Annotated in this window: 23 protein-coding genes; 14 read left to right on the top strand and 9 right to left on the bottom strand. The window is 44.4% G+C overall.

Annotation, left to right across the window (positions count from 1 at the left end):
• Positions 1-16 precede the first annotated feature (16 nt).
• Both AC6R00_RS10530 and AC6R00_RS10525 read left to right on the top strand, forming a co-directional pair.
• Complete coding sequence (locus AC6R00_RS10530; protein WP_500640388.1) at positions 17-775, top strand: class II glutamine amidotransferase; 759 nt, start codon at positions 17-19, stop codon at positions 773-775.
• Between the two features lie 195 nt (positions 776-970).
• Positions 971-1,717: a substrate-binding periplasmic protein gene (locus AC6R00_RS10525; RefSeq protein ID WP_500640387.1), complete on the top strand. Its 747-nt coding sequence runs from the start codon at positions 971-973 to the stop codon at positions 1,715-1,717.
• Between the two features lie 2 nt (positions 1,718-1,719).
• On the opposite strand, the gene yjeH is transcribed toward AC6R00_RS10525, so the two are convergent.
• Complete coding sequence (gene yjeH / locus AC6R00_RS10520; RefSeq protein WP_500640386.1) at positions 1,720-2,979, bottom strand: L-methionine/branched-chain amino acid transporter; 1,260 nt, start codon at positions 2,977-2,979, stop codon at positions 1,720-1,722.
• Positions 2,980-3,183: 204 nt separating this feature from the next.
• Here yjeH and AC6R00_RS10515 point away from each other — a divergent pair, with 204 nt between their 5' ends.
• The 6 genes from AC6R00_RS10515 to yddG all read left to right on the top strand — a co-directional run bounded on the left by AC6R00_RS10515 (position 3,184) and on the right by yddG (position 7,780).
• Positions 3,184-3,645, top strand: a complete 462-nt coding sequence (locus AC6R00_RS10515; RefSeq protein WP_500640385.1) for an Lrp/AsnC family transcriptional regulator — start codon at positions 3,184-3,186, stop codon at positions 3,643-3,645.
• 11 nt (positions 3,646-3,656) lie between these two features.
• Positions 3,657-4,577 (top strand): LysR family transcriptional regulator, encoded by a 921-nt coding sequence (locus AC6R00_RS10510; RefSeq protein WP_500640384.1) that lies wholly within the window; start codon positions 3,657-3,659, stop codon positions 4,575-4,577.
• Positions 4,578-4,681: 104 nt separating this feature from the next.
• On the top strand, positions 4,682-5,296 hold the full coding sequence (locus AC6R00_RS10505) for a LysE family translocator (protein ID WP_004745114.1): 615 nt from the start codon (positions 4,682-4,684) through the stop codon (positions 5,294-5,296).
• A 110-nt stretch (positions 5,297-5,406) separates the two neighbouring features.
• On the top strand, positions 5,407-6,408 hold the full coding sequence (locus tag AC6R00_RS10500; RefSeq protein WP_500640383.1) for a Gfo/Idh/MocA family protein: 1,002 nt from the start codon (positions 5,407-5,409) through the stop codon (positions 6,406-6,408).
• Positions 6,409-6,418: 10 nt separating this feature from the next.
• On the top strand, positions 6,419-6,817 hold the full coding sequence (locus AC6R00_RS10495) for an OsmC family protein (RefSeq protein WP_069668372.1): 399 nt from the start codon (positions 6,419-6,421) through the stop codon (positions 6,815-6,817).
• Between the two features lie 60 nt (positions 6,818-6,877).
• The gene (yddG, locus tag AC6R00_RS10490; protein ID WP_500640382.1) at positions 6,878-7,780 is read left to right on the top strand and encodes an aromatic amino acid DMT transporter YddG; all 903 of its coding nucleotides are present in this window, start codon (positions 6,878-6,880) and stop codon (positions 7,778-7,780) included.
• A gap of 2 nt (positions 7,781-7,782) precedes the next feature.
• Here yddG and AC6R00_RS10485 read toward each other — a convergent pair whose 3' ends face one another.
• Positions 7,783-8,259 carry a L,D-transpeptidase family protein gene (locus AC6R00_RS10485; RefSeq protein WP_500640381.1) on the bottom strand — a complete coding sequence of 159 codons (477 nt, stop codon included), beginning with the start codon at positions 8,257-8,259 and terminating at the stop codon, positions 7,783-7,785.
• A gap of 276 nt (positions 8,260-8,535) precedes the next feature.
• Here AC6R00_RS10485 and AC6R00_RS10480 point away from each other — a divergent pair, with 276 nt between their 5' ends.
• Positions 8,536-10,656 (top strand): sensor domain-containing diguanylate cyclase, encoded by a 2,121-nt coding sequence (locus AC6R00_RS10480; RefSeq protein WP_500640380.1) that lies wholly within the window; start codon positions 8,536-8,538, stop codon positions 10,654-10,656.
• Positions 10,657-11,090: 434 nt separating this feature from the next.
• The gene (locus tag AC6R00_RS10475; protein WP_500640379.1) at positions 11,091-11,639 is read left to right on the top strand and encodes a porin family protein; all 549 of its coding nucleotides are present in this window, start codon (positions 11,091-11,093) and stop codon (positions 11,637-11,639) included.
• A 72-nt stretch (positions 11,640-11,711) separates the two neighbouring features.
• Here the strand turns inward: AC6R00_RS10475 and AC6R00_RS10470 are convergent, their stop codons facing one another.
• The 6 genes from AC6R00_RS10470 to AC6R00_RS10445 are packed head-to-tail and all read right to left on the bottom strand — an operon-like array spanning position 11,712 to position 18,510.
• Complete coding sequence (locus AC6R00_RS10470; RefSeq protein WP_500640378.1) at positions 11,712-13,343, bottom strand: BatD family protein; 1,632 nt, start codon at positions 13,341-13,343, stop codon at positions 11,712-11,714.
• Positions 13,343-15,190 (bottom strand): vWA domain-containing protein, encoded by a 1,848-nt coding sequence (locus tag AC6R00_RS10465; protein ID WP_500640377.1) that lies wholly within the window; start codon positions 15,188-15,190, stop codon positions 13,343-13,345. Before AC6R00_RS10465 ends, AC6R00_RS10470 begins: the two co-directional genes overlap by 1 nt.
• Positions 15,183-16,154, bottom strand: coding sequence for a vWA domain-containing protein (locus AC6R00_RS10460; RefSeq protein ID WP_500640376.1), 972 nt, complete (start codon positions 16,152-16,154; stop codon positions 15,183-15,185). The genes AC6R00_RS10465 and AC6R00_RS10460 overlap by 8 nt, the downstream gene beginning before the upstream one ends.
• A complete protein-coding gene (locus AC6R00_RS10455; protein WP_500640375.1) occupies positions 16,147-16,623 on the bottom strand; it encodes a DUF4381 domain-containing protein in 477 nt (158 codons plus the stop codon). The genes AC6R00_RS10460 and AC6R00_RS10455 overlap by 8 nt, the downstream gene beginning before the upstream one ends.
• A 2-nt stretch (positions 16,624-16,625) precedes the next feature.
• On the bottom strand, positions 16,626-17,543 hold the full coding sequence (locus AC6R00_RS10450) for a DUF58 domain-containing protein (RefSeq protein WP_500640374.1): 918 nt from the start codon (positions 17,541-17,543) through the stop codon (positions 16,626-16,628).
• A gap of 10 nt (positions 17,544-17,553) precedes the next feature.
• A complete protein-coding gene (locus tag AC6R00_RS10445; protein ID WP_500640373.1) occupies positions 17,554-18,510 on the bottom strand; it encodes an AAA family ATPase in 957 nt (318 codons plus the stop codon).
• Between the two features lie 362 nt (positions 18,511-18,872).
• On the opposite strand from AC6R00_RS10445, the gene AC6R00_RS10440 reads away from it, so the two are divergent.
• From AC6R00_RS10440 to AC6R00_RS10430, 3 genes are all read left to right on the top strand, one after another.
• On the top strand, positions 18,873-20,786 hold the full coding sequence (locus AC6R00_RS10440) for a methyl-accepting chemotaxis protein (protein WP_500640372.1): 1,914 nt from the start codon (positions 18,873-18,875) through the stop codon (positions 20,784-20,786).
• A gap of 77 nt (positions 20,787-20,863) precedes the next feature.
• Positions 20,864-21,064, top strand: a complete 201-nt coding sequence (locus AC6R00_RS10435; RefSeq protein ID WP_004745480.1) for a hypothetical protein — start codon at positions 20,864-20,866, stop codon at positions 21,062-21,064.
• 84 nt (positions 21,065-21,148) lie between these two features.
• Entirely contained in the window at positions 21,149-21,274 is a 126-nt protein-coding gene (locus tag AC6R00_RS10430; protein ID WP_500640371.1) for a hypothetical protein, read from the top strand.
• A 70-nt stretch (positions 21,275-21,344) separates the two neighbouring features.
• On the opposite strand, the gene AC6R00_RS10425 is transcribed toward AC6R00_RS10430, so the two are convergent.
• Positions 21,345-22,166, bottom strand: coding sequence for a crotonase/enoyl-CoA hydratase family protein (locus tag AC6R00_RS10425; protein WP_500640370.1), 822 nt, complete (start codon positions 22,164-22,166; stop codon positions 21,345-21,347).
• Between the two features lie 259 nt (positions 22,167-22,425).
• Here AC6R00_RS10425 and AC6R00_RS10420 point away from each other — a divergent pair, with 259 nt between their 5' ends.
• On the top strand, positions 22,426-23,349 hold the full coding sequence (locus AC6R00_RS10420) for a LysR family transcriptional regulator (protein ID WP_500640369.1): 924 nt from the start codon (positions 22,426-22,428) through the stop codon (positions 23,347-23,349).

Below are 23,349 nucleotides of genomic sequence, written 5' to 3'. Positions count from 1 at the left end.
GGGAGGAAGGATTCGTATGTGTCGATGGTTAGCCTATCAAGGAGAGTCAATTTATCTCGATGAGTTGGTTTACGAACCTGAACATTCATTGGTTCATCAGAGTTTAGAGGCGCGCAAGGCGGTCACAAGAGTGAATGCTGATGGATTTGGGTTAGGGTGGTACACAGAGCGAGATACACCAGGGCAATTTCACGAGGTCCTTCCTGCATGGGGAGATGAAAACCTTCGCTCTCTCACTCATCATATTCGTTCTCATCGTTTTATGGCGCATGTTCGTTCATCAACGGGTACACAAGTCTCACGGTCTAATTGCCATCCCTTTATCAGTGAAAACTGGATGTTTCTCCACAATGGTCAGATTGGAGGTTTTGAGCAGGTTAAATTTGAGTTGGAACGTCAACTGTGTGAGTCGCTGTTTCTGAAACGTATGGGTACGACAGACAGCGAGTTAATCTTTCTGCTTATGTTGCAAAATGGCTTAAAGCAGAGCCCTGTTGAAGCGATTAGAAACACTTTATCAATGATCAGTGATCTCATGACTGACAAGCAAATTGAGGAGCCGTTAAAAGCTTCAATTTGTATTTCGGATGGAAACCAGTTTTGGGCAGTTCGTTATAGCTCAGATCAAGAAGCTCCCACCGTTTTTATCAAACAAGATGGCGCGAATATTGTCTTAGCTTCAGAGCCGTTAGAAAAGAGTCCTGAATGGAAAAAAGTGAGCCCTCAGACGATTCTAAATATCTGCTTAGACAAAGTGGATTCATACGCTATTTAAACAGCTGGCAATGTTCAGTTTCTGCCCAATGAATCTGAGAATTGAGAGAAACACAGAACGGTCTAGCCAATTTAAGCCAAAACGGCCTTGAGCTAATTGTTAGCAGACCAATTTACCATGCTCTACTATTGATAGAGTAGATACCTAATCAGTGAGATCAGTTGGTTAGGTATTTTGTCAGGTAGGGAGCGATGTATGGTACGAAGGTTATTGGCTTTGTCTTTGTGTATGTTGAGTTTTTTTTCCTACGGAAAAGAGACGCTTAGAATTGTCTATTATGACTCGTTTCCTCCATATTCATATACCAATGCAGCTGGCGAGATGGAAGGGATATTGGTAGACATAGCAAAAGAGGTTCTGGAAAAGCAAATGAACCTTGATGTGTCACACGAAGGATATCCTTGGAGTCGAGCACAAAGAATGGTGTTCAATGGGCAAGCTGATGCGTTTATAACGGTACCAACACCTGAAAGGCTTAAATACGTCAATGCAGCGAAAGAGCCTGTATTTAACACGCCGATTAACTTGTTTACCTACAAAAATCACCTGCATCTGAACAAGCTAGAACAAGTGTCTAGCATAGAAGACCTTAAAGAGTTCGTCATTCTAGATTATGTAGGAAACGGTTGGGGAAACGAAAATTTCCCCCAAGAGTCTTACACTAGGATTATCGAGTCTGATCTCTCTATCGCATTGCAAATGCTTGCCAAGAAAAAAGGAGATGTTGTAGCCGTTGACAAAGTCGTCGCCGAGTTTCTCTTATCTAAGCATGATCGACGCAACTTGATCACTGAGCTTCCCGTTACTTTAACTGTTGTCCCTTTTGCGCTGTGTATTTCTAAAGCATCTGAGTTCGCTACGATACTAGAGGAGTTTTCCGAACAAGTGCTGGCATTTCGTCAACAAGGTGGAGAAAGAGAAATACTGGCCAAGTATAAGTAACGTCATACACTATTTGATCCGCTGGCTGCGCGTGACTTTTTCCATGGTAGGCTGAGTAATGCAAAGACGGTGACAGCATAGAGCATCGACCAACCAAGGCACACAAATACAGCCGAGCATAGAATCAACGAAACAGCAGCAAGGTATCGACTCAAGCCCGTGAGTAGCTTGTAGGCGGCAAGCATCGCTAGAAGGTAAACCAATACAAAAATGCCATTGGCGAGTTTGAGGAAGAATTCCAAATCCAATCCTGACAACTCTCCCGCGACACAAGAAAGCAGAGCAACACCGCCAACAGCAAAGGTAGCATTAGCAGGTACACCTTTAATCGATAGCCTAGCTAACGCGCTGTTTGGACTATACTCCTTGGCCTGTGCCCATACCATACGAGATAAGCTTTGAGTGTAGAGATTGACACTAGCAAAGCATGCCCCAAAACCCACGATACTGATTAAGGCTTTGAACTCTGGACCAAACAGATTTTCAGAGATCCAAGGAATCGATGTGCTATCAAATACAGGTGAACCGTAAGCGCCCATCTTTAACACTATGATTGAACATATCCAGTACGTTGCTCCTGCGATAAAACAGCCAATGACAATCGCAATAGGAAAGTCTCTTTGAGGGTTCTTAAACTCTTCTCCCATATGGGCGAAAGCTTCTATACCGACGAAACACCAAAACATGACTCCTAGTGCCAGGCCGACAGACCAGAGGCTATCGCCGTTGAGTGGCGGCAGGATCAAATCCTGAGAACTAAAGCCGCCTTTCCACCAGAATGCAGCGACAAGAGCAAAAATAGATAAGGCAATAACGGTCTGTAATCTGCCTGAAGATTTTGCGCCAGCGAGATTCACTCCGACAAGCAAAGCCACGGTCAGCACCTGGGCAAACAGAGGAGAGTTGATACTTTCGGGCATTAGCTGCTGCAAAAATCCAGCCGCTAACGCAATGGCGGCCGGTACACCGACTGGAACGACACTAAGAAATAACCACGCGACGCTTTTCTCAAGCTTAGAGTTAAATGCCTTACGGACAAAGTAAGCGGTACCTCCAGCACTCGGGTAGCGTTTACCAAGTTGGGCGAAAGTGAGCGCAATAGGGCAGATTGCAACAAATAGGATTAACCATGCCCAAAGGGATGCATGCCCCGCGATACCTGCTACTATTGCTGGCACCATGAACAGCCCAGTCCCCAATAGTGTTGTCGATAATTGGCCGATGCCTGATAGCAATGTTATCTCTTTTTTTAGCTCACTCATTATGCTCTCCCTGCATCATGTTCGGATTTAAAACAAGGTTATCTTAAGCGGCTTAGGTATGCATTAGTCAATTCGTCACCGATAGCGGTCACATTGTCAGTTTGTGGTTTTAGAACTGTCAATTTGACTGCTTTCATCTCTTGCAATTTTGTGTCACATTGCAATCAACCAACAGGATAAGTTGGCGTAAATGGGAAGTAGAACATGGACAAATTTGACCGGAAAATCATAAACATCCTAAAACTTAACGCTAGGGAGAGTGTGAGTGATATCGCTAGGAAGGTGAATCTCTCACGCACGGCAGTAACGGCGAGAATTCAAAAGCTCGAACATGAAAAAGTGATCCTTGGCTATCATGCAGATGTGGCGAAAACTGAGAGCAAAGAGCTTATCAAAGCCTATTTGGCCCTTAAGTTTGATATGTCGAGCTCGACTCAGTATTGCGAAACCTATGCCGATCTGATTTATCAGATTGATGGCGTAAAATGGTGTCATGCGATTAGCGGAGAAACTGACATGATGCTGTACGTCGAAGTTGATTCAATGACTCGGCTGAATGCCATTCGGGATGAATTGCAAAAGATTCCGGAGTTGCGTCATTTGATGACTCACACTGTACTCAATGAATTTTTTAATACGCTAGGTCAACAGACCTCAAACACATAGCGCTCAATACAATGCTGAACAATCTTAATCTCAATTTGCTGCGCTCTTTGCATGTCTTGCTCGAAGAGTGCCATGTTAGTCGAGCGGCAGAGCGTCTGCATATTACCCAGTCTGCCATGAGCCGGCAGTTATCACAGCTACGTGAAATATGTGGCGATCCATTATTGGTTCGAGATGGGAACCAGTTGATACCTACACCCCGTGCGCTTGAGATGAAAGATAAACTGTGTGAGCTACTTGGCGAGTTTGACGCCTTGCTTGCCGATAAGCCATTTGATCCTCAAGTTTGGCAACAGGAGTTTGTCTTGTCGTCCAGTGACTATGTCGCTCAATACATAGTGCCTGATGTCGTTTCTGTGGTTGTCGACCAAGCGCCTAAAGTCAATATTGCCTATCGATTATGGCAGCCCAATTTTTTAAGTCAGTTCGAGTCAACGGGTATTCATTTAGCTTCAACCATGTTGGCAGAGAAGCCAGAAAACCTGAGCAGTGTGAAGATAGGGCGAGATAGGTCAGTATGTTTGATGAGAACAGATCATCCTTTTAGTAATGCAGCGAGTATTTCTTGTGAAGAGTTAGTCTCTTACCCTCATTTGAAAGTAACAGGGGGAGGAGACAAAGACTCCAATGTAGATATTGCTTTGAACAAGCTTGGCTTTCGCCGTCGGATTGCACTTAAAGTGCCGTTTTTTTCAGCAGCGGTCAATGCATTACGCAGCAGTGATTATCTCATGGTAGTGCCAGAACATATCGCGCGGAATCTAGCCAAAGAAGCGCAACTCGTATACAAGCCTTTGCCTTTTGATACCGAAGACCACCACTATTGGCTAATGTGGCACCCTAAATATGATCAGGATAAGGCGCATCAATGGATGCGAGAAAAAGTGCTTCATGCGATGCAAACGTCACCATACTCTATTGGTATGATTTGAAATCATGATTGTCATGACTAACTTTGATTTCAGTTCATTGCTCGCATGTTTTAACGTGGCTGTTATTCAATAGTAATGAAACATATGATTTAAAGGATTCTGGTATGACGTTCACGGTATGGTTGTCTTTATTCACGATTTGTATTCTCGGAGCCATGTCTCCAGGGCCGAGTCTTGCGATGGTTGCAAAACATAGCCTCGCAGGAGGGCGATTGAATGGTTTAGCCGCAGCTTGGGCACATGCAATTGGCATTGGCATTTATGCGTTCATCACCTTAATCGGATTGGCGGTGGTGCTTCAGCAATCTCCTTTATTGTTTAAAACCATTAGTTATGCCGGTGCCGCTTATTTGGCTTATCTTGGTTACAATGCTTTACGCTCGAAAGGTGGCGTAGCAGCAAGGCTTGAATCTGGTGAGCAGACGAGTATCTGGCAGTCTGCCAAAGAAGGCTTTTTGATTTCTTTGCTTAGCCCAAAGATCGCGCTTTTCTTTATTGCGTTGTTTAGTCAGTTTGTAGCCGTGGGTGATAGTGTTGCTGCTAAAGGCTTGATTGTCTTGACCCCGCTAGTCGTAGATGGTTTATGGTACACCCTGATTACATTTTTACTTTCTAGTCCGAGATTAATTGATAAAATCCGCTCAAAAGCTTTGCTAATAGACCGACTGTCAGGCGCTGTTTTAATTTTGCTTGCTGTGCGCGTAATCCTGACGGTTTAATTACCAGCACAAAAGGTCAACAGACCCTAGTGCTTCGAAATTTCAACTCGATTTGATGGGTCTAGATTGGGTATTCATGTTAGCAAAGTGTCGTAAAAGGAGAATTAAGAATGATCAGACTGGCTATCATTGGTACTAACTGGATTACCGACCAATTTGTCGAAGCTGCTTTAAAAACAGGCGAATACCAATTAAGTGCGGTGTATTCACGTTCGTTAGAGAGTGCAGAGCGATTTGCGGAAAAGTACGCTTCGCCTGCTTTGTTTGATGATTTAGATCTACTCGCCGAATCGCCACTGTTTGATGCGGTTTATATTGCGAGCCCTAACATCTTGCATGGGCCGCAAGCGCTGCAAATGATGAAAGCGGGAAAACATGTGATTGTCGAAAAGCCAATGGCATCGAATCTCGCTTTGGCGAAACAAATGTTTAAAGTGGCTGAAGAGAACAATGTGTTGTTATTCGAAGCCTTCATGTCTGCGCATATTCCTAACTTCAAACGCTTGAAGGATGAGCTGTCGTCGATTGGTCAGATCCGCAAGGGCTTTATCACTTACTGCCAATACTCTTCGCGCTATCCAAAGTACTTGGCGGGAGAAAACCCAAATACGTTTAATCCAGAATTTGCCAACGGCTCAATTATGGATATTGGCTTTTACTGTTTAAGCTCAGCGGTTGAACTGTTTGGTGAGCCGAAATCCGTTAAAGCTGCCGCTCAGCTTCTTGATTCTGGCGTCGATGGCAGTGGTAGCGTTGTTCTCGAATACGATGGGTTTGAAGTTGTGCTTCAGCACTCGAAAACCAGTGACTCTTATTTACCAAGTGAGATTCAAGGTGAAGAAGGGGTATTGTTGATGGAGATGATATCAACCGCGAAGAAGTTGACTAAGTTTACACGTGGCAGTGATATTGGTATTGATCTTAGCGTTAAGCAAGAGCTCAACCCAATGTATTACGAAGCACTTGAATTTGCTTCCCAATTCAAGCAACAATCAATGAATTCAAGCTGCACTCAACGTTCGTTAACTGTAGCCAAACTGCTCGAGGAAATTCGTCGCCAAACGGGCGTGGTGTTTCCAACAGATAAAAAGAACTTTGCGAAAAAGAAATAGAGAGAGTCAGATGCAAGCGGAAGTAAAGTGGATTGAAGAATTTAAGTTTCTAGGACAATCGCAGTCAGGGCATTCTATCGTGATGGATGGCAATGGCGGTGCTACTGCTCCTAGCCCGATGGAAATGGTTTTGATGGCAGCGGGTGGCTGTAGTTCAGTTGATGTTGTCGATGGCCTAAAAGAAGCGGGTCAAGCAGTGACAGCCTGCAACGCAAAGCTGACCACAGAGCGACGTGAAACTGCGCCGCGCATCTTCACACAAGTGAATATTCATTTTGAAGTGTCTGGTGACAACCTTTCTCCAGAAGTGGTCGCAAAGGTTGCTGCTGACTCTTTAGAGAAATATTGCTCTGTGTGTTTAATGCTAGGTAAAGGCATTGAAATGACGCACAGTTGGGAAATTATCTAACCCGCATTTAGCTGCTTAAGCCGAGCGCTAAGCTCGGCTTTTTTGTTTGAGAAAATCAAAATGATCAACAGTTCTCATAAATTCACCATCGCAGGTGTTATCGCCATTATTCTATGGAGTAGCGTAATGGGCTTTGCTCGAGCGGTGACTGAAATGCTAGGCCCAATTGGCGGAGCGGCATCGATCTACACGGTGGCATCGATATTTCTCATCATGGTAATGGGCGTACCGAAAGTACGTAACTACTCTTTACGCTACGTGATGATTGGTGGTGGATTGTTTGTTGCCTATGAGATTTGTCTTGCGTTAGCACTGGCAATGGCGAACTCGCGTCAGCAAGCCATTGAAATGTTGGTGATTAATTATTTATGGCCTGCGCTGACAGTACTACTGGCCGTAATAACAAGTGGTAAGAAAACCAGTGTTTGGGTGTACCCAAGTATTGCTCTGGCTTTTTTTGGCGTTGCTTGGAGCATAACCGGCGAACAAGGCCTCTCAATGGCCCAAATTGCTGCAAATGTAGCGACTAACCCAACAACCTACACCATGGCTTTTGTTGGCGCTTTTTTATGGGCTATCTATTGCAATTTAACTAAGCGTATTTCTAATGGGCAGAACGCCATTACTCTCTTTTTCATTATGACGGCAATAACGCTGTGGATTAAGTATGCGCTAAGTAGTGAAACGGGAATGACGCTTAATCTTGAATCAGGTGGGTTGCTGCTGATTTCAGGAATTGCCATGGGCAGTGGTTATGCTCTTTGGAATTATGCCATCATTGGTGGCAATATGGTGCTACTTGCGACGCTCTCCTATTTCACTCCGGTTCTCTCGACGGTGATCTCTTCCTTTATTCTCGGGTTGGTACTTACTCAGAGCTTCCTACAAGGTGTGGTGATGGTTACAATTGGCTCTCTGATGTGCTGGTGGGTGACTAGGGAAAAAGCTCAGCGCGCAGAGTAGGTTTACCAAGAAATCTCTATGGGTGTGCCAGGGGTGACTAGTTTCAGCAGTTCGTCCATTTCTTGATTGCTAATTGCAATACACCCATCTGTCCAGTCAAAGCTTTGCACATAGTTGGCTGGACGAGTTTCTCCATTTTTTAAACCATGAATCTTAATGTTGCCACCTGGGTCTAAGCTCAACGAGCTCGCATAGGCGATATCTCTCGCATTTGGATAACTGATATGGATAGAGCGGTGAAACTCGGAGTCTTCGATAATGAAGTCCAGGTAGTATCGACCTTCAGGTGTGCGTTGATCACCTTCATGAATTTTGTGCCCTTTAGGACGCTTGCCAAGAGCAATACGAAACTCTTTAACGACTTGGCCATTATCGATCAAGTACATGCGCCTCTTTGACTTATCAACCTTCACGAGGTCAACGTCAGCAAATGCTGGAAAACACAGGCTTGCGCCTAGTATGTAAAGCCACTTCCTCAAAAGAACAGTCCTTTCCTCTCTACTTTTACCAGTGTAAAACACTTGGTAGGGGCTTGGCATCAGTAGATTTCAAACTATCACCGAAAAGTTGAGCTGCAACGAAAATGAAATTTATGGAAACAAGATCATACAAAATGCAGTAGGTATCATATATGGATAACTTGGTTGGAGCTAATTGCGAGTCACTTAACAACCGCCTGCAAATATAATTGATTGCATACCCCTAGCTGATACGTTTTATCCGTATAGCAATAATAATATATTCAGGCTAGGGTTATGCTTCCACGAGTGCTTCTCAAAGATATTTTGTCCGCCAGAAATCAACGGTTTCTGGCTAACTCCTTGTTTCAATATTTGGACGAGTTGGTCGAGCCTGAAAGCATTGGTGTGTTTGCAGAGCGAACGAGTGAATGCGGTCAAAAATTCCTATTTAAACGTGGCTTACCAACGACAATTGCCTTTTATCCGGAAACATTCTGGGCATGGGTATCTCAGTTTGATACTTCAGATGGTCTGATTCCTTTAGCCATGAACACTTGTCATTGGGAATATACCGAGATAATGGACAAAGACAGCTATGTCTTTATGCTCGATAACCATCCAGAAATGCGTACTTATCTAATCATTGAAGGCCTAAAAGTCGAGAGGCTCAATGAACTTAACCAAACGCTTCATTTAGATTCCTTACAAGTCATCGCATCACGTTGGCAATGTGTACGTGCAGAGGCTGAAGCAGCGAGAGAGTTTAAGCAACGTGATATCAAAGAAGCGAAGTATTTAGATGTGATTAAGCAGCGAGAGTTGTTTATCGACAATATGAAGCTTGTACAAGAGGTGGCGGTAGAGATTTCTAATCCAGCTAATTTAGATGAGCTGTATCGTTTAGCGGTAGAAGTCATCCGGGATAAGCTAGGATTCGAACGAGCGGTGTTTATGCTGCTCGACATCAAAAAACGTTGTTTTAGTGGTACTTATGGGACGGACGAAGAAGGAAAAACGGTTAGTGAGCACCACACCCAGTATGATCTTCATCAGCTTGAAGAGACCTATATTGATGCTCTATTTGAAGGGAAAGAGAACCTAGTCATCGTCGAGGAAGCACCTTTATATACTGCGGGAAACGTCGTTGGGCAGGGATGGAATGGGATGTTGATTTTGCGCGATGGCGACGAAATCATAGGTTGGATTGCGATGGACAACTATATTAATCGGACGCCCATTACTTCTTATCAGCGCCAAATGCTAGAGTCGTTTGGCTCCTTACTCTCACAAATATACATTCGTAAGCGTCAAGAGCAAAACGTGCGTATGCTTCACGCCAGCATGGTTGAACTCTCGCGTTGTATGACTGTCAGTGAAGTCTGTAAATCTGCAGTTACGTTTGCCATTAATCGTTTAGGAATCGATCGCTTTGCCGTGTTTCTCACAGACAAAGATTGCACTTATATGCAAGGTACTTGGGGAACGGATATTCGCGGTAATATCGTTGATGAATCTTACTACCGATCTGAAACCGTAGATCGGTCTATTGTCCGAGCAGCGCAAACTAACCCCAATGAAGTGGTATTTGAGGAATCGGTACCTATTTACCACGACTTTCATATTGTTGGCTTTGGTTGGACAGCGATGACGATGTTGGTAAGTAATAGTGGTGAACCTATAGCGTTTATAGCGGCAGATAATCTGATTAAACGCTCTCCTTTAACCCATCAATTGCGTGAAGTGATACGCATGTTCTCTTCCAATCTAACCGAAGTCTTGTTACGTACTCGTGCGCAACAGGCCATCCACGAGTTAAATGAGAATCTCGAAAAAGAGGTGAAAGCGCGAACGAGAGAGCTGCAAAAAGCCAATGAACAGTTAGAGACCATGGCTAAACTCGATCCATTAACTCGACTAGGCAATCGCCGAATGCTTGAATCCCTGCTGGAAGAGATTTGCTTTGAATGCGATGAAACACCAAATTGCTACGGTTTGATTCTAGTCGACATCGACCACTTTGGTTTGTACAACAACCACTATGGGCATATGCAAGGTGATATCGCTCTCATGCGCATTGGCAGTATTTTACAAAACTATACCCAATCTGAACGCGAAGTCTTTTGTCGTATCGGTGGAGAAGAGTTTGCACTGCTGATCTCTAGCCAAGAACCTGACAAGGTGCATCATTTATCTGAAAGCATTCGAGATAGAATTGAGAAAGAGAACATAACGCATGAGCAAAGCACGATTCATGAATCTCTGACCGTATCTATTGGGTTCTCGGTAATGGAGCTGAATCAAAATGAGTTTAGTTTTGACAAATTATACAGCTCAGCTGATAAGTCACTTTATGTAGCAAAAAACAAAGGACGCAATCAGGTTATGGGTACCGTATCTTTGCTCGCTAGTGCTTAAGAGCGCACATTCTAAGCTCACATACCATTTGGGTAAAGGTGCGGCGTGGTACGTTTGTTGCTGAGATTTTCTGAAAGCAATATCTCTTTGACTTAATATCATTAATTGGAATGCTATTCTCAATAATGATATTAAGTTTTCCTATACCGTTTTTTCTTTCTATTCCTACTACTTAAAAGTCCTAGTGCTCTCCATTTAAATAGCCTTCCTTTACCTGATAACCCCTTTTTTAAACTGGCTTTAACAGTCATTTTGAAAATAAAAAACACCATTCATTAACTGTGTTTATTGGTGCGTGAAGTTGTTTTTATTTTTAATGAAACACTGTTTTTTCTTTGACAAAGGGAAAATAATCCTTATAGTGCGACGTCGAACTACGGCGAGGGAACGCTAGCTATTGATAATTTTATTTAATACTTAGAAGGTAATAAAAAATGAAAAAGGTTCTTTCTGTAGCAGCAGTAGCACTAGCTCTTTCAGCAACAGCAGTACAAGCTCACGAAGGTTTTTACGCGGGTACTAGCTACCAAGCGGCGAAATTCAAACCGAAAGCGGAAGGCGCGCAAAAAATCAAAGCACATACGCTCAACATTGTTGCTGGTTATGACTTCAACCAGTACCTAGCGGTTGAAGGTCGCGTGGGTGTTCCAGTATCAAAGCAAACTATCGGAGTAGTTGACTTTAAACCTGGTACGTCATACGCACTATTTGGTAAGGGTACTTTGCCAATCAATGATATGTTTAGCGTATATGGCCTTGCTGGTTATGGCAAATCACCGATGGAAGCTAAAGCTTTTGATCAGAAATTTAAAGCTAACAAGGGTAGCCTACAGTACGCTGCGGGTGTTGAAGTTAACTTTACTCAGAACATTGCGATGACTGCTGAGTACGGCGTGTATGGTTATGGCAAAGAAAAAGTGGGTACTGAAGACGTTAAATACGATACAAAAGGCTTCAACTTAGGTATCAAATACAAGTTCTAATCTGAATCTGTCTTAAAATATTGTTGTATTAGAAAGCCGCTTAGTTAAGCGGCTTTTTTATACAAGAAGCAATTACAGAGGAGGGAGCTGGTCTTTGCGTCGAACCGAACCTGATTGTTTCTCTGCTTGTTTGATTAGCTGGATAAGTTCGTTTGCTTGCCAAGTTTTGCTTGAACTTGAATATTGGCTTTGGTTCATTTCAGCGACTTGTTTATCGATCTTTTGTTTGAGTTCTGGGCTACTGCAAGAGTGCTCATCTAACCAAGTTTTCACTAAAAAGCTGGCTTTGACTTTGTCATCTTCTTTTAGAGCTTTGACAAGCTTGTCTGCTGTAGTGCTCGTTTTCTGCACTTGAGCGTTAACTTGCGGTGATCTTTGACGGTTTCTAAATAAAAGCAGTAAAGTTGCAAACCACAACGTAGCGAACAGCGCAGTTAAATAAGGCCAATAACCGGCATCATAGAGCGTCACGGTTTTAGTTGTTGGTTGAGACGTAACAGGTGAACTGATTGGCTCATTGTTAAGTACAGAAGCTGGGGCAACATCAAGACTTAACCCGCTCAAAACGGACTCTTGGGCTGAACTGTCACTGCTGTTCCACCAGTTTAGCTTGATGTCGTTAAGCTTAACTTCACCTTGTTGCTCGGCGATAATGACTTGCTTAATGGTCATGCGTGTAACGCCATTGGCCAATTCGCTGAACTTTGGTTTCTCTTGATACACTCTAACAGAGTTCGGGTAACTAACTTTGATTTCAGGAAAACGCTCACTGGCTAGACCTTGAATATCAAGGTTTATCTCACGAGTGATGGATTCTCCGACGCGTGTAGAGTGTTTGGCAGAAGCATCAATTTGCTCGCCATTTGAATCTTGCCATTGCTGCGACACTGAAAGTGATGCAGCAGGAAGCCATTTCCCTTTGTAATCAGCGGGGATGGGCTTTACCTTAACTGTGAACTGTTTGGCAGGAGTATTAGCGGATACCAGTTTAGTGGTCCCAGTGCGATCATCGCCGTAAACGACGCTGCCTTTAAACCCTATTCCACTCAACGTGAACTCTCCGGCAGCATCGGCAGTGACGCGATAACTTTGATCCAATACCGTCACTTCAACGCCGTCTAACACACTTTGGTATTGTTTTGGCTCACCTAGCGCAACAAGCGAAATCCCTTGTGCCTTTGGCGGAATAACATTTGGATTCTGTAGACGACGTGGATCCGCTTTAACGATTAATCTCGTTGTCAGTATCGCACTTTCATTTGGGTAGAGCTGAGACTTGCTCAACTGACTTTGTACCTCAATCAAGTCGCTAATTGTTGGCTCGTTGCTATCTACAGATACTTGGATGTCAATTGGCTTTGAAGATGCGCCATCTAGAGTAAAGGCGGGAATAGTTGCAACACCCAAACGTTGAGGAGCGAGGGTAATGTTCCATTCACTTCGAGTAGAACGATCGCCGTTAATGATATTAACTGAACTACCAAAACTCGGGCGTCCTAGATAAAAATCTTGCTCAAGTGAGCTAAAATCTAGCGCGTCCGATGACACTTTTTTGTCCACTACAATGCGAAGTTGAAACACTTCGTTCTTGACCACTTTGTTTTTACTCACTGTTACCAACACGTTAGTTGCCAAAGCCAGTGGGCTGACTAAAGTGGCTAGCAGAGTAAATAGGGCAACAGTCAGTCTATTTTGCTTATTCATTACCATTTCTTACCTGTATCTTGTGGAGGCTGTTTTTGTTGAGCTTGAAGAATCATTTGAGCGCGCAATAGGCGACTAGGATCGCGAGCGCTTTCTACTTGCTGGAGCTTTCTAAGCTCTGGTTCAATGGATTGCTGATTATCGTCATTTGATAATGAAGCGGATGATTCAGGCTGTTGCGATTGTTGCTCATTAGTTGGCTGCTCTTTCAGACTAGATGAGTCGCTCTTATGTTCTGATTTCTGCTCAGAGCCTTTAGACTGCTCATCTGAATCTTGCTTAGAGGATTGATTTTGCTCGGATTCGTTTGCCTTATTGGACTGCTGACTTGCCTCAGATTGCGCATTATCCGAACCATCATCACCTGATTGAGCGTTTTCTTGATTGGAAGATTGTGACTGCTGAGAGTCATTTTTTTGTTGACTCTGATTGTCGCTCGAATCACCTTGTTGCTGTTGCTGTTGCTGTTGCTGTTGCTGTTGCTGTTGCTGTTGCTGTTGCTGTTGCTGTTGCTGTTGCTGCGCTTGGCGCACGACATCCAGATTGTGCTTAGCGTCTTGGTTGTTCGGGTCTTGTTCAAGAATCGATTGGTAGAGTTCAACGGCTTTCTCAAACTGGCGGTTTTGTGCATAGGCATTTGCTAAGTTATAGCGTCCTTCCGCACTTGCTGTCCCTTTTAAAGATTCAATAGCACCTGCAAAATCTTGTGCTTGGTACTTTGCTATCCCTTTCCACTCTGGTTGACTAAATAGCTCCGCAGCCTTGTCATACTCTTCGCTTTTAAAATACTGCATGGCTTGTTGGTCATCATTAAGCCAAGGGTTTGCCATAACAGGTTTAGGAGACAGAAGTGGTATCAACACTAAAGCTGCGCTAAAGAATAGCCCTTTGCGGAACATCAATAGAGCGGGAACAATCAGCAGAGGTAAAAGCCAGTACCCTTGGTTGATTTGGTCAGTAATCGTTTGTTCTTTGCTTACGCTGCCTGTTGAGTCGATGTGCGATGTGATTTGCGAGACTTGCTCAACATCTTGATTGGTTATTTGAACTGGAACGAAATAACCATTGTTAGAGCTAACGAGCGCTCTCATATTGTCAAAGTTAGACTTTGCCACTACCGGCTGACCATTGTCTTTCGTCATCAAAGTACCATCGTCAAGCTTGATCGGAGCGCCCGCGCGCGAACCAATACCTAGAACAACCAAGCGCCAAGAAGAACCTTGAAGTAGGTTTTCCACTTCGCTGAGCTCATTGTCATCAATGTCATCGGCAACGAGAACAATATCGCCTTTGGCTAGGCCAATATTGGTCATCATCTCAATCGCTAGTTTTACTCCCGATGCCGCATTCGCTCCGGGGTAGGGCATAAGTTCTGGTGCAAGGTTCGGGATCAGGTTTGCAATAGTTTGTGAGTCGCTAGTCATAGGGCTAATGCGATAAGCGTCACCTGCATAGGCGACCAATCCAGTGCTGCCTTCCTGCCAGCTGGCAAGTAAGTCAGATACTTTATATCGCGCTTGGGTTAGTCGATTTGGCTTAATGTCTGTTGCATACATCGACATTGACATATCCATCACGACAACACGGGCCGTCGTGTTAGCAAAACTTGGTTGTTCTCGCTTACTAAAACTGGGGCCTGCGAGTGCAACAATGGCAATAAATCCACTGATGGCGACAGTGTTTAGCGTCAGTCTGCTTACATGTTTAGTTTGTACGCCTATCGCCTTGGCTAAATGCGGAGCAATAAGAGTTTGCGAACGATTTCGTTTGAACAGCCAAACAATAATGCTCATCCAAGGCACTAGGGCGAGCAACCACATAGGGTAGAGGAAAAGAAAGCTAGACATGATTCCTCCTGATGATGAGTAGTAGAGAAAAAGCAAGCAGGGCTATGGTCAGTGGCAGACCAAACCACTCTGTTTGCGGTCGCCAGGTTTGAGTTGCAGTAGTGACTGGTTCTAGGCGGTTGATCGTGTCGTAGATGGTTGCCAATTCTTCTGCATTGCGGGCTCGGAAGTACTGACCTCCGGTGATATTGGCAATTTCCTTGAGGGTTTTCTCATCGAGGTCTTGGGCTGTGTTTACTTTACGAGTCATAAAGAACTCTTTGACCAGCATCTCTCCAGCACCCACGCCTATGGTGTAGATAGTCGCGTTATATTTTTTAGCAATTTGGGCGGCTTCGATAGGATCAATTACACCCGATGTGTTGCTACCATCGCTGAGCAAAACCATCACTCTTTGCGGCGCATCGCTGTCGATAAATGTTTTTGTTGCTAACCCGATACCTTCGCCAATCGCGGTTTTGTCGCCGATCAGTCTCAATACCAACGAGTTTACCTGCTCAGAAATGGTATTACGGTCAAGCGTTAAAGGGGTTTGAAGGTAGGCATGGTCAGCAAAGAGCACCACGCCAAGTCGGTCTCCCTTACGTTGTTTGGCGAACTCACTCACGACGTGTTTAACAGCGCTTAGGCGGTCAATATATTCGCCTTGAGCATCTTTCATATCCTTTTGACTCATAGAGTATGAAAGATCGAGTACTAGCATAAGGTCTCTGTGCTTTGGCGATGTCGTAACGGGTTCACCGTACCAAACAGGTCGTGCGAATGCCGTGATAAGAGTAAGCCATACCAAACAAGTGAGCAGCTTGGGCAAGCGATTGTTTGGGATAGTATCGCTTGCCGACGTTGGTAGGTAGGGCAGTTGAATTGGTGCCGTTGATTTCGTCGCGGGCACTAAAAAGTAAATCAATAGTGGTAATGGCACGAGCAAAAATGCCCACCACCAGACGAAGCTAATATTAGCCACGTGAGTGACCCCTTCTTTTCTTTGGTGGTAATGCTTGGCTGACCCATTCACTGCAATCCAGTATCAACTCTGCAGAATTTGCAATAGGCTGCTTGCTGTACAATGCTTGCTGCCAGGCTTCGTAGTTGTCGCTGAAACGCGGAGTGGTTAATTGGCTGTCGAGAAACAGATACCAATCTTTCCCTGTTAGCTGAGCAATCTCTTCCCGAGGGAAGTAACACAGTGCGGCTTGTCTAACCAACTCAATCGCTTCAGACGGTTTTTGATCTTGCGCGAGCAAACGTAAGGCTGTCTTCTTAGGCGCTAGGCGTTTTTTGTTCCATTTCATTATTAACCAAGTTGCTAAGGTTAGCGTTAGCAAGCCACCAATCAGAGCCCACCACCCCCAAGCGAGTGGTAACCACGCCGGTGGCTCCGGTAAATGCATCGGGTTTAGGGGCAAAAGTGATGTTTGAGTCTCAGAGCTCATAGTTAAAATCCATGTAATTGTTGAGTCAAAGCAGCATCGCTAGAGAGCGAAGAGAAACTGATGCCCATCCTTAGGGCCATGTGTTGTAGTTGAGTCTGCTGCTGTTCGAACGCCTTTTCTATGCCGAGGCGTGTCTTGTTAGAAGAAAAATCAAGCCAGCGAGTTTGTTGCTTATTGGATACTTGCTCTGTGCCACGATAAGCGGTTTGCCCTCGTTCTAGCGGGTCATAAATCTGAATCATTCGAACGCGATTGTGCTGGCTTAGGCGGCTAAGTTTGGACTCATGAGTTTGGGTGAATCGAGAAAAATCGCTCAAGAGTATGATCTCGCTGCCTTTAGGGCAAACACGCGCGAGCGATTGCAAGGCATAACTCACATCATAATCTGACTCTTTTTTTACAGATACCAGTTGTTGATGCAAATTCACCAGAGACTGAGTTAAAGCCAGCGCCCCTTTATTTCGCGACGTTGGTTTGAGCTCAATGAGTTGGTGCCCCGTATCGATCACCGCACCAATCCTGTCTTGCTGAGCGACACTAAACCAAGCGATCAAACTTGCCATATGAGCCATCTGCACAGACTTCAGCATTAAGGTAGAACCAAATAACATAGAGGCGGATAAGTCGAGATAGAGCATGATTGGCTTTTCACGCTCTTCAGAAAACAGCTTAGTATGCGGTTTTCCGGTACGAGCAGTGACGCGCCAATCGATAGCACGAATATCGTCGCCTGCTTGATATTGACGCACCTCGCTAAAATCCATACCGCGGCCTAGCTGTCTGCTTTGGTGTTGACCAAGCATCTGTGACCATAAACACTTGGCAGGTGGCAGCCATTTAACACATTGCTGCTTGTAGTAAAGCAACTCATCCAGTGTCAGGTTTACGCCATCGCTATATGGAGGCAAAGCATTTTGCATATCCACGAGCCTAAGCACTACCAACGAGCGAGAGTAACTTATTGATGACTTGATTCGGGTGAATACCTTCCGCTTGCGCTTGATAGCTGAGTAACAGCCTATGACGCAAAACGGGGAACGACATGGCTTGTACATCTTCAGGTGAGACAAAGTCTCGACCGTTTAACCAAGCGTGAGCACGAGCGCAGCGGTCGAGAGCAATCGTTGCTCGTGGGCTGACACCCATCTCAAGCCACTGATTCAATGAATCATCGTACTGGCTCGGGTTTCGGGTTGCCATAACCAAACGAATGATATATTGCTCGATCGATTCTGCCATATGAATGTCTAGCACCGATTGGCGGGCTGCAAAGATGTCGGCTTGAGAAAGGGTTGGAGGTGTAATGCCCAAATCGCCTTTCGCTTCACCTCTATTCAGGCGCAGAATCTCTAACTCACTCTCGGCGTCAGGGTAGCTTACATCTAGGTGGATTAAGAATCTGTCTAATTGAGCTTCTGGTAGAGGGTAAGTCCCTTCCTGCTCTATTGGGTTTTGCGTCGCCATCACCAAAAACAGCTCAGGAAGCTTGTAGGTATTGCGACCGGCCGTAATTTGTTTCTCAGCCATGGCTTCAAGCATAGCCGCTTGAACTTTTGCAGGAGCACGGTTGATCTCATCAGCTAAGATCAGTGAGTTAAAAATAGGCCCGGATTGAAAGGTAAACTCGCCAGTTTCTGGACGAAAGATGTCAGTCCCGGTCAGATCTGCTGGAAGTAGGTCGGGTGTAAACTGGATTCGATGGAAATCGCCTTCGATGCAATCTGCTAAGGATTTAACCGCGCGCGTTTTTGCTAATCCAGGAGGACCTTCGACTAAAATATGACCGTCAGCGAGCAATGCAACAAGCAGTTGGTTCACCAGTTCGCTCTGACCAATGATTTGGCTATTTAGGTATTCGCGCAATTGTTGTAGAGCGTGTGAATTCATGATCTTGTTTCTCCTCATTTTTTCACTTAGTAGCTCGCGAGATTAAAAAGTTCCACTGGAGATAAAGGTAATTTATCTGGTTGATGAAAATGCCATCAGCGTAGTTTGATTGAACTTAAACAAATTCCTTAATTTCAGTTAGTTAAAATATGGGGACGAAATTCTCAAATCCAACTTTCCAATATTGAAATCTTACCTCGCATGAACTGTTTTTAGAGGATGAATAAAAACTATTCATCTGGTGATTAATTCGTAAAGAAAATTGTCAATTAGCCGATATACTAAGCTAATTGGAGTCATAGCTCTTTTCGTAAGCGCTTTGCCAATCTATCAATAAACAATTGCTTTTTAAGGCAGGTATAATGAAATTGAACTCAATTAGCATAAAACAGAAAGTGGTCGCAGGGATCACCTTCGCTGTTTTAGCATCGACCATTATTGTTGGAGTGATGGCTCAGCGCCAAGCTCGCGAAGTACTTGAGCACCGACTGATTGATATTGAGCTGCCTTCAATGCTCGAACAGATCAGTAGCCAGATAGATAACGAGGTTAGCCAACTATTACTGGCCGCTAAGCAACTTGCCAACAATGAGTTTATTAAAGAAGCGATAAACACCACAAATATCGCTCCTGAAGACGAAGCTCGTTTGATTAAGCAACTGAACAATGTGCGTTCCCAATATGACTTAAACGACGCATCGGTCGCCAATAGAGATACTGCTTACTATTGGAACCAGAATGGATTCTTACGTCAGTTGAATCAACAGCAAGATGGTTGGTTCTTTGGCTTTAAGCAATCAGGCAATGAGACTTCGGTCAGTATTTTCCAAGAGGCAAATGGTGATGTGAAAATGTTCACGAACTACCAAGTGCTAAATGGGATGTCGATGTCTGGTTTGTCTAAGTCTATGGACGACATGGTTGCACTCTTGAACGGCTTTAAAATTGAAGATACTGGATTTGTATTTCTATCTGACGCTCAAGGAACTGTGCAGATTCATCGTGACAGTAGTAAATCAAAATCGACGTTAGCAAAACTTTTTGGTGGTGAATCATCAACGCTATTGGGTAAATCAAGCTTTAACCTGATTAGTACCGACTATGAGGGGCAAAACGTGTTTGTTGCTAGTACCTATGTCCCTTCTATGGATTGGTTTGTGGTTGGCGTTGTCCCAGTCGATGAGGTCTTTGCTGATCTGAATGCTGTTGCAAAGCAAATGATGTTTACCACCATCATTGTTGCCGGTCTTTTCATCTTCATGGGTATCTTCCTCGCAAATAGCATTGCACGCCCTATCCGAGAGATCGCATCACGATTTGCAGACTTAGGTAAGGGTGATGGCGATTTGTCGCAACGTATCGAGATAAAAGGTACAGACGAAATCGGTCAACTTTCAGAAGGCTTCAATGGATTTATTGAGAAGATTCATGATTCGATGAAAGAAGTCGCCTCAACGAGTCACGCCCTTCAATCGGCAGCAGATGGCGTATCAAGTAAAGCGAATACTACCCATGACAACAGCCAAATTCAGCGTGATCAAACTATTCAAGTGGTCACCGCAATCAATGAGATGGGTGCGACCATAAGTGAAATTGCGGGTAACGCGGCGACGGCGGCGGAAACGGCGAATCATGCATCCGATAACACTGAAGTGGGTCAGAATGTTGTGAACCAAGCAAAAGATGCGATTAGCCGCCTTGCGCTTGATATCGAGAATACCGGCCAAGTTGTCGAGCAGCTCGCATCAACGACGCAAGAGATTGGGTCGATTTTGGATGTTATTCGTGATATCTCAGAGCAAACTAACTTACTAGCACTGAATGCTGCGATTGAGGCAGCGCGAGCGGGTGAGCAAGGCCGTGGATTTGCCGTGGTAGCGGATGAAGTTCGTAATCTGGCGAGTCGTACTGCAGACTCGACGGAAGAGATTCAGAAGATGATCAATCAGCTGCAAAGCGATGCGAAAGATGCAGTAACCGCGATGGAAGCGGGTAAGAGTGTCACGAGCGAAGGTGTTTCAGCTTCAGATGAGGCAGTTGAGGTTCTGGTAAATATCTCAGAGCGCATTCATGATATCTCAGATCGTAATACTCAAGTTGCCACCGCAACGGAAGAGCAGTCTACCGTGGTTCACACCATCAATCAGAACATCGAAGAGATCAATGCGATTAATGAAGTCACTACGGGCACTGCAGAAGAGTTGGCAGCAGCGAGTGCGGAGCTTAAAGAACTTTCTGCTCGTCTTGATACTATGGTAGGTAGCTTCAAGCTATAGCCTCTTCAGCGACTGGCATTACTGGGTCTAAGTCGGTAAACTTAGACCCAGTTTTTATTTATAGGGTAAGTGAAGTCATGAGTGATTTCGAAAAAGAGCTAGAGCAGATGTCTCAAGAGATGGGCAGCGAGCCTGAAGTGGCACTACCATCTTTAGACGAGCAAAAAGCCATTGCTGCGGAGCTGAAAAAGCTTGAAGCAGAAGGCAAGCTAACACCAGAAGTTCTTGAAGAGTACTTTGGTAAGTTTTACGCAAAAACAGATACGCCAATTCACTAAGACGAAATGTCTTAAGCGTATTTAGTCTAATTCCTAAGTCGCCTCAGGCGGCTTTTTTATTGTTTACCGCAAAAAGGGTTAATCATGTTCATATTCGTTCGTTTGCTAAAGCTCGCTATCATCTGTGTGGTGTTTTTTACTATCTATGATGTTATCGCATTTGGTGAAATTGCATGGGTCGAACGTTTACTTGGCACTCTTGGCCTCTAATGGACAACGCGGTTTACTCGTTAGGAAAAACTAAGGGTACGTTTGACCCTTATATGAGGTTAAGTTGTCGCTAGAATTGACGCGGTGCGAACTCTGTTTTAGTTTGAGATTCTTGCTGGGCTTGCATCTCTCTTTTTGCGGCAATAACACGGTTTTTACCCATTATAACCTTAATTTGATACCAAGTTTCAAGGCACAGCGCCCATCCAGGATTAGACCACCAGGTCTTGTGATACAGTTTCTTAGTTGCTGCGATCGCATCCGGAGAGCGATTCGCGCATTCTAATGCGAGCTTGTAGGCCTCATCATAAGGCTGATCAGATATTTTCGTGACTAGGCCATACTGCTGAGCCGTTTCCGCATCGATTTCTTTGGCTGTCATAGCTAATTCCAATGTATGGTCTTGGCGCATCAACTCACGAAATGCGAGAGCACCTCCCATATCGGGAATCAGTCCCCATTTACCTTCGAGAATTGAAAACTTTGTCTCTGGGTGTGCAATCCTAAAATCTCCACCGCTTGCCAATTGTAAGCCGCCACCCCAACAGCGTCCGTGGAGGGCAAAGATAACGGGGCAGGGGATGTCTCGCCACCCGACAGAAAAATACTGGGCATCATTTGCTCGAGTTGGCCACCACTTAAACAGTAGTTTGATGGCGCCTTTTTTATTGTGCATCAGTGATTTAACATCAAGGCCCGAGCAAAAATCACTGCCATTGGCTTTTACGATGACGGCCCTAATGCCTCTATTGTGCTTGAGCTGTTTAATGGTGTGCTTTACAGCGTTAAACATCTCCATATCAATCGCATTCATCTTATCGCTACGGTTGAGTGTTACTGTTGCAATCTTATTGTTATCTATGTCGCAAATAACTCTTGGCTGGTCTAGCATTGAACTCTCTCCTTTTCTGGTCTTACCAGCAATGTAACTAGATTGTTAATTGGATAAAATCGAATGGGGTCGGTTTTGAGCTTCAGATTAGGTTTTTATGTATGTTAGGAGTGGTTTTCACTCGTACCTAGTCGCACTAGAAATCGGAACTGAGTTTCACTATTCACTTAACTTGCTCGGGTCATAGTTCCTAAAGTCTAACTTTAATTCTTGCTATGGTTTAGACTAAAGCATTGGTTGTATTAATAAAGGTGCAGGAATGGATTTAGCGAGTAGATTGAACCTTCTGTTGGAAATCTCGAGAACAGGCTCATTCGCTAAAGCAGCTGAAAGACTCAATGTTGATCGCTCGGTGTTATCAAAGCAAGTCAAACAGCTTGAAGAGCACTTAGGCGTGAAACTGATAAACCGTACTACGCGTTCTATGTCGCTCACAAGCGTTGGTAAAAGGGTGGTTGAGCAAGCAGAAAAAGTCAGCCAAGTTTTGGAAGAAACCGTAGACATAGCCCATTCATACCACAGTGAGCCATCTGGGCATTTGCGGGTTTCAAGTTCTGTTTTGTTTGGTCGAGCCTATTTACAAAAAGTCGTCGAGTGTTTTCTACAACGATTCCCTAAAGCAACCGTTGAGCTGTTGCTTAGTGATGAGCTGGTGGATGTGGTCAGTGAAGGGTTCGATCTTGTTTTTAGAATTGGTCCAATGAGAGACTCGTCGATGATTGCGCGTCATCTCACCGAGAATAAGTCTGCAATCATTGCGTCGAAAGAGTTTGTTGAAAAATACGGGATGCCTGAAACGCCTGAAGAGCTGGCGGAACTGCCTGGCGTCATTTATGCGAACAAGCACTTTGTTGTCGATAAACTACAGTTTGTAGATCGTGAGTCGGGGCAAACGTCTGTTTATCCGATCAAGTATAGTTATCGGGTCAATGAGGCGGATTTAATACTTGCCAGCGTTAAAGCATCAATAGGATATGCTCAAATCGCTCAATTTATGCTGGCTGAAGACATGGAAAAGCAAGGTATCGTTCAATTGCTCCCCGATTATACTTTGGCTTCGTTTGGTGATATTCACGCGATTTATACGCACAGGAAACAGTCAATATTGGCGACATCATTCATTGAAATTGCGCGAGAGGTGATGGGTACGCCACCTGTGTGGGAGCGTAATTTTAAATCTTGA

Source organism: Vibrio sp. R10-SF1-ISO8, from assembly GCF_059833805.1.
Note: the sequence above shows the minus strand (reverse complement) of the source record. Positions and strands in the feature narration are given on the sequence as shown.

Bases quoted from the DNA above. Each gene is read 5' to 3' on its own strand.
- AC6R00_RS10500 (WP_500640383.1), top strand. From the start codon at position 5,407: ATGATCAGACTGGCTATCATTGGTACTAACTGGATTACCGACCAATTT.
- AC6R00_RS10470 (WP_500640378.1), bottom strand. From the start codon at position 13,343: ATGAATAAGCAAAATAGACTGACTGTTGCCCTATTTACTCTGCTAGCC.
- AC6R00_RS10430 (WP_500640371.1), top strand. From the start codon at position 21,149: ATGTTCATATTCGTTCGTTTGCTAAAGCTCGCTATCATCTGTGTGGTG.
- yddG (WP_500640382.1), top strand. From the start codon at position 6,878: ATGATCAACAGTTCTCATAAATTCACCATCGCAGGTGTTATCGCCATT.
- AC6R00_RS10435 (WP_004745480.1), top strand. From the start codon at position 20,864: ATGAGTGATTTCGAAAAAGAGCTAGAGCAGATGTCTCAAGAGATGGGC.
- yjeH (WP_500640386.1), bottom strand. From the start codon at position 2,979: ATGAGTGAGCTAAAAAAAGAGATAACATTGCTATCAGGCATCGGCCAA.
- AC6R00_RS10525 (WP_500640387.1), top strand. From the start codon at position 971: ATGGTACGAAGGTTATTGGCTTTGTCTTTGTGTATGTTGAGTTTTTTT.
- AC6R00_RS10455 (WP_500640375.1), bottom strand. From the start codon at position 16,623: ATGAGCTCTGAGACTCAAACATCACTTTTGCCCCTAAACCCGATGCAT.
- AC6R00_RS10475 (WP_500640379.1), top strand. From the start codon at position 11,091: ATGAAAAAGGTTCTTTCTGTAGCAGCAGTAGCACTAGCTCTTTCAGCA.
- AC6R00_RS10510 (WP_500640384.1), top strand. From the start codon at position 3,657: ATGCTGAACAATCTTAATCTCAATTTGCTGCGCTCTTTGCATGTCTTG.
- AC6R00_RS10445 (WP_500640373.1), bottom strand. From the start codon at position 18,510: ATGAATTCACACGCTCTACAACAATTGCGCGAATACCTAAATAGCCAA.
- AC6R00_RS10425 (WP_500640370.1), bottom strand. From the start codon at position 22,166: ATGCTAGACCAGCCAAGAGTTATTTGCGACATAGATAACAATAAGATT.
- AC6R00_RS10450 (WP_500640374.1), bottom strand. From the start codon at position 17,543: ATGCAAAATGCTTTGCCTCCATATAGCGATGGCGTAAACCTGACACTG.
- AC6R00_RS10515 (WP_500640385.1), top strand. From the start codon at position 3,184: ATGGACAAATTTGACCGGAAAATCATAAACATCCTAAAACTTAACGCT.
- AC6R00_RS10480 (WP_500640380.1), top strand. From the start codon at position 8,536: ATGCTTCCACGAGTGCTTCTCAAAGATATTTTGTCCGCCAGAAATCAA.
- AC6R00_RS10440 (WP_500640372.1), top strand. From the start codon at position 18,873: ATGAAATTGAACTCAATTAGCATAAAACAGAAAGTGGTCGCAGGGATC.
- AC6R00_RS10505 (WP_004745114.1), top strand. From the start codon at position 4,682: ATGACGTTCACGGTATGGTTGTCTTTATTCACGATTTGTATTCTCGGA.
- AC6R00_RS10420 (WP_500640369.1), top strand. From the start codon at position 22,426: ATGGATTTAGCGAGTAGATTGAACCTTCTGTTGGAAATCTCGAGAACA.
- AC6R00_RS10530 (WP_500640388.1), top strand. From the start codon at position 17: ATGTGTCGATGGTTAGCCTATCAAGGAGAGTCAATTTATCTCGATGAG.
- AC6R00_RS10495 (WP_069668372.1), top strand. From the start codon at position 6,419: ATGCAAGCGGAAGTAAAGTGGATTGAAGAATTTAAGTTTCTAGGACAA.
- AC6R00_RS10465 (WP_500640377.1), bottom strand. From the start codon at position 15,190: ATGTCTAGCTTTCTTTTCCTCTACCCTATGTGGTTGCTCGCCCTAGTG.